A 13,316-nucleotide genomic window follows, 5' to 3' on the forward strand; every position below is an offset into this window, starting at 1 on the left:
CCAGCGGGGTGACCTCTACGTGCCGCCGGATGAATGGCAGAGCCAAGCCACCTGCATCGAGGGCTCCTGGTGGCCCGCCTGGGCGGAATGGCTCACCGCCAAATCCAGCCCGCCCGTGAACCCGCCGGAGGTGAGCACGAAGGTGAAGTCGTCCGGGTTGAGCAGCTGCAGCTTGTACACGGACTGCCAGGGGGCGATGTGATCGGTCTCGGTGCCGATGATGAAGAGCGGCACATGGATGTCGGCCAGGGAGATCTTGTGCCCACCGGCCTCGAACCGGCCTTCCGCCAAGTCGTTATCCAGGAACAGCCGGCGCAGATATTCCGAATGCATTTTATAGGGCATGCGGGTCGCGTCCCGGTTCCAGGACATCATGTCGTTCGGGTGGTCGTCCTCGCCAAGGTAATAGCGGCGGATGAGGTTGGACCATATCAGGTCGTTGGAGCGGAGCAGCTGGAAGGCGCCCGCCATTTGATTGGAGTCCAGATAGCCCTGGGCCCACATCGCATCCTCAAGGAAGGCGAGCTGGGAGTCGTTGATGAAGAGCTGCAGCTCGCCCGCCTCGGTGAAGTCGGTCTGCGCCGCCAGCAGGGTGATGGTGGCGATGCGCTCGTCGTGCTCGCGTGCCATGACGGCGGCGGCGATGGTGAGCAGCGTGCCGCCCAGACAGTAGCCGGTGGCATGAATCTTCTGGGCGCCACAAATGGTGGTCACCGTGTCCATTGCCGCCATCACGCCGAGCTTGCGATAGTCGTCCAGCGTCATGTCGCGCAGGCTGGCATCAGGGTTGCGCCAGGAGATGCAGAATACCGTGAAACCCTGGCTTACCAGATAGCGGATCATGGAGTTCTGCGGGGAGAGGTCCAGAATGTAATATTTCATGATCCAGGCCGGCACGATCAGGATCGGCTCGGGCCGCACCGTCTCGGTCTGGGGGCTGTACTGGATCAGCTCGATCAGCTCGTTGCGGTACACGACGCTGCCGGGGGTGATGGCGACATCCTTGCCCGGCTGCATCGGCAAAGGCTGGGTGCCGCCGCCGCCCGCGGCCTGCAGGTCTTCGATGAAATTGCGCATGCCCTGGCGCAGATTGTCGCCCGCTGTGGCCTGGGTCTTGGTCAGCACCTCCGGATTGAGCGCCGGGAAATTCGACGGCGCCATCATGTCCAGCATCTGGCGCCCGACGAAATTGACGATGCGGGCATGCTCCTTGGACAGGCCTCTTACTTCGGTGGTGGCGAGGTCCCAGAGACGCTCGGTATGCAGGAAGGCCTGCACGGCAATAGCGGAAGGTCCGTGCTGCCAGCTTGGGTCCCTGAAGCGGTGGTCTTCGGCGGCCGGGGCGATGGTTTCCACCGGCAGGCCCAGCACCAGGCGGGACAGCTCCGCCCAGTCGGACGCCGCCTGCTGCATCAGGCCCACCTGGCGGCCGGGCTGGTTGGCCAGATGCAGAGCCCAATGGACCCAGGAGAGGCCGACCGTAGTCGGAGACAGTCCGCCGGTCAGCTTCGCCTCGGCGGCATGCAGGGCCCGGTCCAGGTCGCGGTTGTTGATGACAACTTCGTTCATAGGAAGCTCCAGACTTTAAGCGAGCTGGTATTAACCGTCATCGAGCGCGGCGGTTCGGCGGGCTTGGCCGCGCCCGCGGAGAAATGGCAGGACATGTCCACGGTCGGCCAGGGGCCGCCGTGGCGCAATTCATGGAGCCGACACGTTGCGCTGGTGCGCGGCGGAACTCGGACGCTCATCCACCTTGTCCGAGACCATGGTCAGCGGACGTTCCATGACGCCGGCGAGCAGCGCGGCCTGGGCTCGCATCAGCGCCTGGTTATAGGCGATCTGCGCCTGGGTGACGTTACGCACGTAGTCGGTGAACTGCTCGAAGATCTTGTTCGAGGGCAGGAATTTCTGCTGCGCTGTCAGCATATCCTGGGAGATCTTAAAAAATTCGAATGGGTCGGATGATTTTTCGGTCATGCCGCAGTTCCTTCCTGAGTACTGTCCGGAAGCTGATTTGCGTCAGTCGCTGACGGGTCCGCGTTGACGTGGATCAACCCCCGGCGTGTTTTAACTGAAATTCACGCTGCGGCGCGCAAAATTTTGTCCGCGTGGAAAGTAAACATCTCCGTATTGTTATGAAGGGCCGGGCTTGGCTTCGAATTTGTACGGGCTGGCGCTGGTGGTTTGCGGGTCGATGGTAAGCCGGTGCGCGATGGGCGGAAAGGCGCGGGAGCGGCAGTCCTGGCGCTCGCACATGCGGCAGGACAGGCCGATGCCGACCGCGGCGGTGGCGAGATTGAGCCCGTCGCCATAGACCAGTTCGCTGGCATGGCTGATATCGCAGCCCATGCCCACGACATGCACCGGCGGCGGCTCGCCCCAGCGCGCCGGGCGGCCGGTGATGGCGCGGGCGAAGCAGAGAAAGGTTTCCGTGGCCGAGAGCTGGGCCACCTGCACGCGGACGGCGCCCGGCGTGGCGAAGGCGGAATGCACGATCCAGCGCGGGCAGGTGCCGCCGAAGCGCATGAACGGGAAGCCGGCGGCGGAGAAGCGCTTGCTGACATTGCCCGCCGGGTCCGCCCGCAGGAAGAAGAACGGCACGCCGCGCGCCCCGGCCCGTTGCAGGGTGGAAAGGCGGTGGCAGGCCTGCTCGTAGGACACGCCGAAGCGCGCGGCGATCGCGTCCACGTCGTAACGGCGCTCGCGCGCGGCGGCGAGCATCGGCTCGTAGGGCATCAGCAGCGCGCCGGCGATGTAGTTGAGCAGGCCGATGCGCAGCAATTCGGCGGCGTCGCTTGTTGTCGGGTTGGCGCGTCTGACGATCTTTTCCACCGGCTCGCGCGCCTCCAGCAAAGCGAGCTGGAAGGCCATCTGGAAGCCGCGGCTCTCGCGCGGCAGGTCTTCCGAGAGGGTGAGCATGCGGTTGGCGGCGTCGAACACGCGCAGGGCGCCGGGCAGGGGGCGCACGCTCACCACCAGCCCGTGCTGGCGGCGCAGCCGCTCGGCCAAAGCGTGGTTGGTGCCGAGCGTGGCCGTGTCCAGCGTGGCGCAGATCTGCTCGGCCACCTCCTCCAGCGCCGGGAAATGGTTCTCGTGGTCGTGGAAGAAGTCCCGCACCTCCTCGTTGGGCAGCAGGATCTTGCGGCCGGAGGGCAGGGTGATGCCGCCGCCCGCTTCCTCCCGCGCCCCGGCCAGGGCCCGGTGCAGGGCGAGCACGGCGCGCGCCGCGTTGGGGGCCGCGGCCAGGGTCTGGATCTCCGCATCAGGCACCGGTTCCACCGCCAGGGAGGGGTCGGAAAAGGCCTCGCGCAGCGCCACCTCGTATTCGCGCTCCTGCACGCCCGAAAGTGCTGCGAGATCGACCTTGAGGATATCCGTCAGCTTGAACAGCAGCGAGGCGGTGACATTGCGCTGATCATGCTCGACGAGATTCAGGTAAGATGTTGATATGCCAAGCTTCTGGGCAAAGCCTTGCTGGGTATAGCCTTGTTCCATGCGAAGCCGGCGGATGGTCTTGCCGATGGCTGCTTTTGACATGTTTTACAATTAGCAAAAATTTACAGTAAAGTCACACACAGATTTCGCGGATTTCCGCCGGTTTTCGCTATACGTCGTAGCGCATTGTAAATAGTTTGACCTCACGGTCTTCCTGCGGGGCAAATCAAGTCTCCATCGCAATCGCCCTCCCGCGCCGGGGAAGACACAACAGAGATAGATATCACGAAGAGGAAGTTCACCATGCGTCATCAGCTTCTCCCGACCTTCTCCCCCGATGGGATTGGTGGGCAGGCCGCGGCCCAGCGCCAGCGCGAAGCTGGCAACGCGGTGGTGGCTGCTCAACTCCGGGGCAACACGAAGGACACCAGCCAGGACAACTCCCGCGCTGAGTACCGCGATTATGACGAAGGCCTCGTCCACGGCCATTTCTGGGCCATGTCCTCGACCACGCGATAATAAAAACCAAATCGCCAAGTTCAAGGACTTTCACCCCGGGCGGAAACGTCCGGGGTTTTTCGTGCCCGCCTGCTTTGGCTTGGCAAAATGGCGGCATATATGCGACGTTTAGTCCATGTCCGCGAGGCCTTTCCAAGTCACATCGGATCTGCTGCTCCGCGCCTACCGGCTCGGCCTGTTCCCCATGGCGGAGGCGCGGGACAGCCGCACTGTGCACTGGCTGGACCCGGAGGAGCGCGGCGTGCTGCCGCTGCATGGGTTCCACATTCCGCGCAGCCTGATGAAGACGCTGCGCGGCCAGCACTTCACCGTCACCGCCGATGCCGATTTCGCGGCCACCATCGCAGCCTGCGCCGCCAACCGCCCCAACCGGCCGGAAACCTGGATCAACGAGGAGATCGAGCGTCTCTTCACCGAGCTGTTCCAGCTCGGCTTCGCCCATAGCGTGGAGACCTGGGAGAACGGCCAACTGGTCGGCGGGCTGTATGGCGTGGCGCTGGGCGGGGTGTTTTTCGGGGAGAGCATGTTCTCCACCGCGACGGATGCCTCCAAGGTGGCGCTGGTGCATCTGGTGGCGCGGCTGCGGCTGGGGGGCTTCAAGCTGCTCGACACGCAGTTCATCACCACGCATCTCGCCCGGTTCGGCGCCGTGGAGATCCCGCGCGGCGAGTATCAGCATCTGCTGGCGGAGGCGGTGGAGGAGCAGGCGCGGTTTCCTGTCAGCCCTGATCCTGCCGCATTGTGGGAGGAAATAGAGACAATGCGAAAGGAGGCTCCATGAGAAACTACCTGTCCTTCGCCGCGCTTGCGGCCCTGTTCCCTGCCAGCGCCATTGCGGCGCCGGTCTTCCTGCCTTCGCGCGATGTGGCGGTGACGTACACGCTCACAGCCTCCGGCCGGGCGCCCGCGACCTATCAGCTGACCTACGACGCTGCCGACCAGCTGGCCAAGGTGGAGAGCCAGAGCGGCTATTACGTGCTGGCCAATCTGCCTTCCGGTCAGGCGCAGGTGGTGGTTCCCGCGCTGCGCGCCGTGGTGCAGGCGCCGGATTTCTCGGCTCTGACCGGGGAGATCTACAATGCCGATGGCGCGCAGTTCACGCCGCTGGGCACCGGCCATTACGCCGGGCTGGACTGCGAGAAATATCTGGTGCTGGACAAGAACGGCACCGGCACCGCCTGCATCACCCCGAGCGGGGTGACCCTGCATTTCTCGGGGCATGACGCGCATGGCAGCGCCGAGCTGACGGCGCTCTCCGTGTCCTACGCGCCGCAACCGGCGGAGAATTTCGCGCCGCCTGCCGGGTTTTCCCAGGTGGATTTGCCGCCTGGGGCGCTGCTGTCCCTATTGAACCAGCAGTAGCGCGTCAGGCGATATCCGGCACGGTTACCGGGCCGGTGATCAGGAATTTCTTCTCTCGCGACGTCGCCCCGGCTGTCTGGCTAATGGCGGACGCCTTCACCCCCAGCCAGTGCGCCAGGGCCTCGATGATCGCCGCGTTCGCCTTGCCGTCTTCCGGCGCAGCGTTGATCGAGATCTTAAGCCGTGCTTCGGGCCAGCCGGGGGCCGGGGCGGCGGGCAGAACGGGGCCGATCTGCACGCGCTTTGCCCCCGGATGCGCCTTCACGGCGAGGACAAGCCCCGCCGTGGTTCGCTGGTAAAACGTCAAACGCGCTCGATGATGACGCTGATGCCCTGACCGCCGCCGATGCACATGGTGGCGAGGCCATAGCGCCCGCCCGTGCGGTGCAGCTCGTACATGGTCTTGATGAGGATGATGCCGCCCGAGGCGCCCACCGGATGGCCCAGCGCCACGGCGCCGCCATTAGGGTTCACCTTGGCCGGGTCGAGGCCCAGATCGCGCGTCACGGCGCAGGCCTGCGAGGAGAAGGCCTCATTGGATTCGATCACGTCGAGATCGGCCACGGTGAGCCCGGCCTTGCGCAGGGCGTTCTGCGTGGCCGGGATCGGCCCCAGGCCCATCACCTCCGGCGCCACGCCGGCATGGCCGTAGGCCACGATGCGCGCCATCGGCTTGAGGTTGCGGCGGGTCACCTCGGCACCGCTCGCCAGCACCACGGCGGAACCGGCATCGTTTAGCGGCGAGGCATTGCCCGCCGTCACCGTGCCGTCCTTCTTGAAGACGGGCTTCAGCCCGGCGAGGCTGTCCACGGTGGTGTCGGCGCGGACGTGCTCGTCGGTGTCGAAGATCACCACGCCCTTGCGCGAGGGCAGTTCAACGGGGCAGATCTGCTCCTTGAAGTAGCCGGCGGCCTGGGCGGCGGCGGCGCGCTTGTGGGACTCGGCGGCGAACTCGTCCTGCATCTCGCGGGTCAGGCCGTACTGCGCCGCCACGTTCTCGGCGGTGATGCCCATATGGCCATGGCCGAACGGGTCGTTCAGGGCGCCGACGACCATGTCGATCACCTTGCCGTCGCCCAGGCGCGCGCCCCAGCGCTCGTTGGGGAGCAGGTAGCCGCCACGGCTCATCGACTCAGCGCCACCGCCGACGGCGAGCGCGGCATCGCCGAGCATGATGCTCTGCGCCGCGGAGATGATGGCCTGCATGCCCGAGCCGCACAGGCGGTTCACGGTCATGGCCGGGGTTTCCACCGGGATGCCGGCATGAACGGCGGCGACGCGGGAGATATAGGCATCCTTCGGCTCGGTGTGGATGACGCTGCCGAACACCACATGCTGGATCTCGGCGGCCTCGACACCGGATTTGGCGAGTGCTGCGCGGATGGCGATCTCGCCGAGCTTGGTCGGCGGGATGTCCTTGAGGCTTTTGCCGTAATCGCCGATGGCGGTGCGCTGGCCAGAGAGGATGAAGACGTCAGTCACGGGCGTATCCTTTTGCTGCTGTTGCGTGTTGCGGCAAGAATAGGCCGAAGCCAGAGCCGGGAGCAAATTGCGCCCTGCGGATAAAAAAACCCGCTAGCCACGTCGCGGGGCCAGCGGGTCAAGTCAACAGGGAGGCTTCACGTCTGGGAGACGTTGGGACCGAAGTCCCAATCCGGCTCAACTGAACCGGATGATATCCGGCTCGCACCGGACGTGTTGTATATAAGCCACAATCAGAAAATTTTAAGTGTTAAAATTGTAACCTAGTTGATTTTTTGTATCTATTTGTTCCAGCGAACTTAGAAAAATCAGGAAACCAGCCGATTTCAGTGCCTTGACCCGTTACGTTCGGCAATAGAATTCACCAAAAAGTCACGGAACACGGAAACGCGCTTCGAGTTGCGCAGCTCTTCCGGGTACACGAAGTACATGTTGATCGTGGGTTTCTTCACATCCGGCAGCACGGGGATGAGCCCGTTGGTGTCCTGCACCAGGTAATCCGGCACCGAGCCGATCCCCAAGCCGGCGCGGATGCAGGCAAGAATCGCCTGCAGGGAGTTGATCTCCAGAGCCCCGCGGCGGGCGGTGCCGTCCTTGCGGCCGAGATCGCCCAGCCAGTCCACATCCGGCACGGGGGGCTTGCGGTCCCCGAAGAGGATGAGCTTGTGCTTGTCGAGGTCTTCCACCGTCTCTGGCAGGCCGTAGGTCTTGGCGTAGTCCGGCGAGGCCCAGATATGGCTGTTGATCTCGCCCAGATGCCGCTGGATCAGGTCCGGCTGGTGGGGTGGGTGCATGCGGATGGCGACATCGGCCTCGCGCATGGCAAGGTCGAGATCGGTGTCGTCCAGCAGCAGCGAGACGGTGACATCCGGATGCCCGGCGATGAAGTTCTTCAGCCGCGGGGCCAGCCAGGTCACGCCGAAGCTGTGCGTGGTCGTCACCTTCAGCCGGCCGGCTGGTTTTTCCTTGCTTTCCGCTAGCAGGGCCTCGGTCATCGCCAGCTTGGCGAACACCTCGCGCACCGTGCGGTTCAGCGCTTCGCCCTGTTCGGTGAGGATCAGTCCGCGCGCATGGCGGTGGAAGAGCGGGACGGAGAGCGCTTCCTCGAGCGCGGAGATCTGCCGCGATACCGCGGATTGGCTGAGGTTCAGGGTGTCCCCGGCATGGGTAAAGCTGCCAGCTTCTGCCACAGCATGGAAGACACGCAGTTTATCCCAATCCATTTTCTGCCCCGTCATTTTATGCGGCCTCATTCACAAACAGTGGAATTTGGCTCAAGAATTTTTCAGCTTCCAGCGCCGCCATGCAGCCGGTGCCCGCCGCGGTCACCGCCTGGCGGAAGGTCTTGTCCTGCACGTCCCCGGCGGCGAACACGCCCGGCACGGAGGTTTCGGTGGTGCCCGGCGTGGTGACGATATAGCCCTCGTTATCGAGGTGGACCTGCCCCGCGAACAGGGCGGTGGTGGGGGAGTGGCCGATGGCAATGAACACACCATCCACCTCGATCTCCTGGGTCTGGCCGGTCTTCACGTTCTTCAGTCGCGCGCTGGTGACCACCTCGGGCGTGCCGGAGCCAAGGATCTCGTCCACCGCATGGTCCCAGATGACGGAGATCTTCGGGTTTTCGAACAGGCGCTGCTGCAGGATGCGTTCGGCGCGCAGGCTGTCGCGCCGGTGGATGAGGGTGACATGGCTGGCATGGTGGGTGAGGTAGAGCGCCTCTTCCACCGCCGTGTTGCCGCCGCCGACCACGGCCACCTTCTTGCCGCGGTAGAAGAACCCGTCGCAGGTCGCGCAGGCGGAGACGCCGGCACCCTGGTATTGCTGCTCGGAAGGCAGGCCCAGCCAGCGGGCCTGGGCGCCGGTGGCGATGATCACGGTCTCGGCCTCGAACTCCACGCCGCCATCGGTCCAGGCGTGGAAGGGGCGGGCGGAGAAATCGACCTCGGTGATCAGGTCGTACATGATCTCGGTGCCGACATGCTCGGCCTGCTTGGCCATCTGCTCCATCAGCCAGGGGCCCTGGATGGGCTCGGCGAAACCGGGATAATTCTCGACATCGGTGGTGATGGTGAGCTGGCCGCCCGGCTGCAGCCCGGCCACGAGAACGGGGTTGAGATTGGCACGCGCCGTATAGATCGCCGCCGTGTAGCCCGCCGGGCCCGCGCCGATGATCAGAACCTTCGTCTTTCTTAACTCACCCATTGTCACTCGTCTTTCGGGACTTCTTTATAACAGTCTTACATATCCATCGAACCCGCGCCGATACAAGAGAGTGTCCCGGTGCGGCACAGGGTGTTTTGCCAGTGATTCCCACGTTTTCCCGCTCTCCGCATTCCACCCATGCGCCATGCAAGGCGGGGTTGTGGGGGGGGCAGTCATGCTTGTGGCGCGGGGTTGGCAGGGGGGGATTCCGCCGCATCGGCGGGGCGGCGGGCGCGCAGGCGGCGGATGCGGCGGGCATCGGCCTCCAGCACCAGGAACTCTATCCCCGAGGGATGCCGGATGATCTCGCCCTTGGCCGGCACCCGGCCGGCGAGGTTGAACACCAACCCGCCAATGGTCTCGATATCCGCGGCGCGCTCATCCTCGGAGAGCATCGGGCCCAGCTTCGCCTCGAAATCCTCCACCGGCAGGCGGGCGTTCAGCTCCAGCGCGCCATCGGTCCGCTCCACCAGCATCGGACCCTCGATCTCGTCATGCTCGTCGGAAATATCGCCGACGATGGTCTCCACGAGGTCCTCGATCGTCACCAGCCCGTCTATGCCGCCATATTCGTCGACGACCAGGGCTAGATGCGTGTGCGTCTGGCGCATCTGCAGCAGCAGGTCGAGCACGGTGATCTGCGGCGCCACCATCAGCGGCTTGCGCAGGAGTTTCTCGGCCGAGAACTCGGCCGCGGGGCCAGTGTAGGAGAACACATCCTTGATGTGAACCATGCCGAGAATGTCATCGAGATGCTCGCGGTAGACCGGCATGCGGGAATGGCCTTCCTGCCGGATCAGCGCCAGGGCCTGGTCCAGCGTCACATCGGCGCGCATGGCGATGATGTCCGGGCGCGGAACCATCACGTCATCGGCGGTGATCTCGCGCAGGCGCAGCACGTTGGCGAGCAGCGCGCGCTCGTGCGGGGTGAGGCCGACCAGCTCGCCAGAGGCGCCCTGGGCTTCCTCGTCCCCGGCCTCCTGGACCAGTTCGGCGATGGAGTCGCGCACCGATTGCTCGGTGTTGCGCAGCCGGTTGAGCAGGCGGGAAAGGGCGCCGCTCATCGGTTTTTCCACGGGTTGGGCACGTGCAGCCGCGACAGGATGCGGGCTTCCTCGGCCTCCATCTCCCGCGCATCGCCGGCGTGGTGATGGTCGTAGCCGTGCAGATGCAGAGCACCATGCACCAGAAGGTGCTGCAAATGCTGGGCGATGCTCTTGCTCTCGCGCGCCGCCTCGCGCGCCACCACGCCGAAGGCCAGCAGCATTTCCGGCGGGTTGGCGTAGGTGAGCACGTTGGTCGGCTTGTTCTTGCCGCGGTCGCGGTAGTTCAGCCGCTTTACGGTCCGGTCATCGGTTAACACCACATCGGCGCCGCATCCCGCGGCCGCCAGGGCCCGCCGCACGATGAGTGGCAAATGCCGCACATGACGGCGCCAGCGCCGGTCAGCGACAAAAATCTCGGCGCCCCCGAAGGGGCTTGTACTTCCAGGTTCCATTTGTCCTTTAACTTTGCCGCTCGCGGGCATGTTCCTTCGCGGCGGCATAGCGCTGGTCGTAGGCTTCCACAATCCGCCCGACAAGCGGATGGCGCACGACATCGGAATTGGCGAAGCGGGCGACGCCGATGCCCTGGATGCCTTCCAGCGTTTCCAGCGCGTCCGCGAGGCCTGAGCGGGTGTTGGGGGGAAGGTCGATTTGCGTAAGGTCGCCGGTGATGACCATGCGCGTGCCCTCGCCCATGCGGGTCAGGAACATCTTCATCTGCACCGGCGTGGTGTTCTGGGCTTCATCCAGGATGACGAAGGCATGCGCCAGCGTGCGGCCACGCATGAAGGCGAGTGGGGCGATCTCGATCTCGCCGGTGGTGATGCGCTTGGTCAGCTGGTCGCCGGGCAGCATGTCGTTCAGCGCGTCGTAGAGCGGGCGCAGGTAAGGGTCCACCTTCTCCTTCATGTCGCCGGGCAGGAAGCCGAGACGTTCGCCTGCCTCGACAGCCGGGCGGGAGAGCACGATGCGATCCACCTTGCCGGAGGTCAGCATCGCCACGGCCTGGGCCACAGCGAGATAGGTTTTGCCGGTGCCGGCCGGGCCCATGGCGAAGACCATCTCGTGCCGGGCCAGAAGTTCCATATATGCCGCCTGGCCGGCGCTGCGCGGGCCGACGGCGCCTTTGCGGGTGCGGATGGCGGGAAGGTCGGAGAGGGGCAGGCGGGGTTCGGTCGCCGGGTCGGTCAGGCGCAGGGCCGCGTCCACTTTCGGGCCGTCGATCATCTCGCCGCGTTCCAGCTGCCGGTAGAGTGCTGCCAGTGCCGCCTCGGCCGCGGCCACCTGCTCAGCCGTGCCGGAGATGGAAATTCTGTTGCCCCGGCAGGCCAGGCGCACACCGAGCTTCTGCTCGATCCGGGCCAGGTGCCGGTCGTGATCTCCGAGCAGCAACGGCAGAAGCGCGTTGTCGCCGAAGGTCATGGTGAGGGGCCGCGCGAGCGGGACGGGACGGGTAGCCGGAGACGCGAGGATCTGGCTCAAGCGGCGATTTGCTCCTTGCTGATGAGAGTGCCGAGGATAGAGTTAGGGTTGGCGTGGGTAATTTTCACCTCCCGGACTTCGCCGGTCAGCGCGGTGGGATGCTCGACCACCACGGGCTGGAGGTAGAGCGAGCGCCCGGCGATCTGCCCCGCATGGCGGCCCGCGCCGGTGAACAGCACGGGGGTGACCTGCCCGATGAGCGAGGCGTTGAAGTCGTCCTGCTGGCGGCGCAGCTCGGCCTGCAGCTCGTAGAGCCGGGCGTTCTTCACGTCCTCGGCGATCTGCGGCAGCCCGGCAGCCGGGGTGCCGGGGCGGGGGGAGTAGTTGAAGCTGTAGGCCAGGGCAAAGCCGGTCTCACGCACCAGCGCCATGGTGGCGGCGAAATCGGCATCCGTTTCGCCAGGGTGGCCGACGATGAAATCGGAGGAGAGGGCGATATCCGGCCGGGCCGCGCGCAGTTTTTCCACGATGCGGCGGAAATCATCGGCCTTGTGCTTACGGTTCATGGCTTGGAGGATTTTGTCCGACCCCGACTGCACCGGCAAATGCAGGAAGGGCATGAGCTTCGGGTTGTCCCGGTGGGCCAGGATCAGCTCGTCATCCATGTCGTTGGGGTGGGAGGTGGTGTAGCGCAGCCGCTCCAGTCCCTCGATCTCCGCCATTTCCGCCAGCAGCCGGGCCAGGCCCCAGGTTTTTCCATCCGGCCCCTCGCCATGGTAAGCGTTCACGTTCTGGCCGAGCAGGGCGAGTTCCTTGGTTCCCAGCGCCACCATGCGTTTGGCCTCTGCCAGCACGCTCGCCACGGGTCGCGAGGATTCCACCCCGCGCGTATAGGGCACGACGCAGAAGGAGCAGAACTTGTCGCAGCCCTCCTGGATGGAGAGGAAGGAGACCACGCCCTGCGGGGCGGCGGCATCGGGCAGATGGTCGAATTTCTGGTCGGCGGGGAATTCCGTGTCGATCACCGCGCCCTGCTTGCGGTGGGCCTGGGCGATGAGTTCCGGCAGGCGGTGATAGGCCTGGGGGCCGACCACGAGGTCCACGAAGGGGGCGCGCTTGGTGATCAGCTCACCCTCCGCCTGGGCGACGCAGCCGGTAACGGCGATCATCATCTCGCCGCCTTTTTCCTCTTTCAGCACACGCAGCCGGCCGAGGTTCGAGAACACCTTCTCCTCCGCCCGCTCGCGGATATGGCAGGTGTTCATGATCACCATGTCCGCCTCTTCCGGGCTGTCCACCGTGGTGTAGCCCAAGGGACGCAGAACGTCCGCCATGCGCGCACTGTCGTACACGTTCATCTGGCAGCCATGCGTCACGACATGCAGTTTGCGGAGTTTGCGGTCCGTCGCGTTCATACGTCTAAGTCCATCTGGTTTTTCCGGACGGAAAAGCGCGTGGAGAAGAGACAGGTCAAGCTCAAAATTGGCTGAAATCCCCCTGAACCTGGTGCATTCTCGCTATGCTTGGCCGCGCCGTGTCAAGAAAATTCCCGTTAAGCTTTGGTTGCGGCGGGGGTTTGAGCCCCTGTGGAAAGATAACGGGTCCGCAACGGGAGCGTGTGCCGGGATTTGATTACGCCGCGGCAGACCCTATATGAAGGGGAAACGGGCTGTGGCGAGCAATGGAATCAACGGATCGTGAACGAAAGGGCTGAGCAACCTGGCGTGGTGGCTGGTACGGCCCGCTGCCTGCTGGAACGCAGTGAGCTGCCGTTCCTGATCAGGCGCGACGGCACCTGGCTGTACAAGGGCACACCATCTCCTTGCGGGAAATCGGGCTGCCCTT

14 protein-coding genes are annotated in these 13,316 nt (G+C 64.9%); 3 read left to right on the forward strand and 11 right to left on the reverse strand.

The window, feature by feature from the left end; genetic code table 11:
- Positions 1-15: 15 nt before the first annotated feature.
- The 3 genes from ACLPJJ_RS13200 to ACLPJJ_RS13210 form a co-directional block, all read right to left on the reverse strand.
- Positions 16-1,569 carry a PHA/PHB synthase family protein gene (locus ACLPJJ_RS13200; RefSeq protein WP_443591456.1) on the reverse strand — a complete coding sequence of 518 codons (1,554 nt, stop codon included), beginning with the start codon at positions 1,567-1,569 and terminating at the stop codon, positions 16-18.
- A gap of 129 nt (positions 1,570-1,698) precedes the next feature.
- Positions 1,699-1,977, reverse strand: a complete 279-nt coding sequence (locus ACLPJJ_RS13205) for a hypothetical protein (RefSeq protein ID WP_443591457.1) — start codon at positions 1,975-1,977, stop codon at positions 1,699-1,701.
- A gap of 156 nt (positions 1,978-2,133) precedes the next feature.
- Entirely contained in the window at positions 2,134-3,537 is a 1,404-nt protein-coding gene (locus ACLPJJ_RS13210; RefSeq protein ID WP_443591458.1) for a helix-turn-helix domain-containing protein, read from the reverse strand.
- Positions 3,538-3,738: 201 nt separating this feature from the next.
- Between ACLPJJ_RS13210 and ACLPJJ_RS13215 the strand changes: the two genes are divergently transcribed.
- The 3 genes from ACLPJJ_RS13215 to ACLPJJ_RS13225 all read left to right on the forward strand — a co-directional run bounded on the left by ACLPJJ_RS13215 (position 3,739) and on the right by ACLPJJ_RS13225 (position 5,316).
- Complete coding sequence (locus tag ACLPJJ_RS13215; RefSeq protein ID WP_443591459.1) at positions 3,739-3,954, forward strand: hypothetical protein; 216 nt, start codon at positions 3,739-3,741, stop codon at positions 3,952-3,954.
- A 115-nt stretch (positions 3,955-4,069) separates the two neighbouring features.
- Positions 4,070-4,735, forward strand: a complete 666-nt coding sequence (gene aat / locus ACLPJJ_RS13220; RefSeq protein WP_443591460.1) for a leucyl/phenylalanyl-tRNA--protein transferase — start codon at positions 4,070-4,072, stop codon at positions 4,733-4,735.
- Positions 4,732-5,316, forward strand: a complete 585-nt coding sequence (locus tag ACLPJJ_RS13225) for a hypothetical protein (protein ID WP_443591461.1) — start codon at positions 4,732-4,734, stop codon at positions 5,314-5,316. Before aat ends, ACLPJJ_RS13225 begins: the two co-directional genes overlap by 4 nt.
- 4 nt (positions 5,317-5,320) lie before the next feature.
- Here the strand turns inward: ACLPJJ_RS13225 and ACLPJJ_RS13230 are convergent, their stop codons facing one another.
- From ACLPJJ_RS13230 to miaB, 8 genes are all read right to left on the reverse strand, one after another.
- Positions 5,321-5,623, reverse strand: a complete 303-nt coding sequence (locus tag ACLPJJ_RS13230; RefSeq protein ID WP_443591462.1) for a DUF167 domain-containing protein — start codon at positions 5,621-5,623, stop codon at positions 5,321-5,323.
- Positions 5,620-6,798: an acetyl-CoA C-acyltransferase family protein gene (locus ACLPJJ_RS13235; protein WP_443591463.1), complete on the reverse strand. Its 1,179-nt coding sequence runs from the start codon at positions 6,796-6,798 to the stop codon at positions 5,620-5,622. Before ACLPJJ_RS13235 ends, ACLPJJ_RS13230 begins: the two co-directional genes overlap by 4 nt.
- Before the next feature lie 326 nt (positions 6,799-7,124).
- Complete coding sequence (locus tag ACLPJJ_RS13240) at positions 7,125-8,021, reverse strand: LysR family transcriptional regulator (RefSeq protein ID WP_443591464.1); 897 nt, start codon at positions 8,019-8,021, stop codon at positions 7,125-7,127.
- A 16-nt stretch (positions 8,022-8,037) separates the two neighbouring features.
- Complete coding sequence (gene trxB / locus ACLPJJ_RS13245; RefSeq protein WP_443591465.1) at positions 8,038-9,003, reverse strand: thioredoxin-disulfide reductase; 966 nt, start codon at positions 9,001-9,003, stop codon at positions 8,038-8,040.
- 173 nt (positions 9,004-9,176) lie between these two features.
- Entirely contained in the window at positions 9,177-10,067 is an 891-nt protein-coding gene (locus ACLPJJ_RS13250; protein ID WP_443591466.1) for a hemolysin family protein, read from the reverse strand.
- Positions 10,064-10,501, reverse strand: coding sequence for an rRNA maturation RNase YbeY (gene ybeY / locus ACLPJJ_RS13255; RefSeq protein ID WP_443591467.1), 438 nt, complete (start codon positions 10,499-10,501; stop codon positions 10,064-10,066). Before ybeY ends, ACLPJJ_RS13250 begins: the two co-directional genes overlap by 4 nt.
- A gap of 7 nt (positions 10,502-10,508) precedes the next feature.
- Positions 10,509-11,531 (reverse strand): PhoH family protein, encoded by a 1,023-nt coding sequence (locus tag ACLPJJ_RS13260; protein WP_443591468.1) that lies wholly within the window; start codon positions 11,529-11,531, stop codon positions 10,509-10,511.
- A complete protein-coding gene (gene miaB / locus ACLPJJ_RS13265; protein WP_443591469.1) occupies positions 11,528-12,886 on the reverse strand; it encodes a tRNA (N6-isopentenyl adenosine(37)-C2)-methylthiotransferase MiaB in 1,359 nt (452 codons plus the stop codon). The genes ACLPJJ_RS13260 and miaB overlap by 4 nt, the downstream gene beginning before the upstream one ends.
- Positions 12,887-13,316: the final 430 nt, after the last annotated feature.

This window comes from Acidocella sp., assembly GCF_052326845.1.
Classification (GTDB): domain Bacteria; phylum Pseudomonadota; class Alphaproteobacteria; order Acetobacterales; family Acetobacteraceae; genus Acidocella.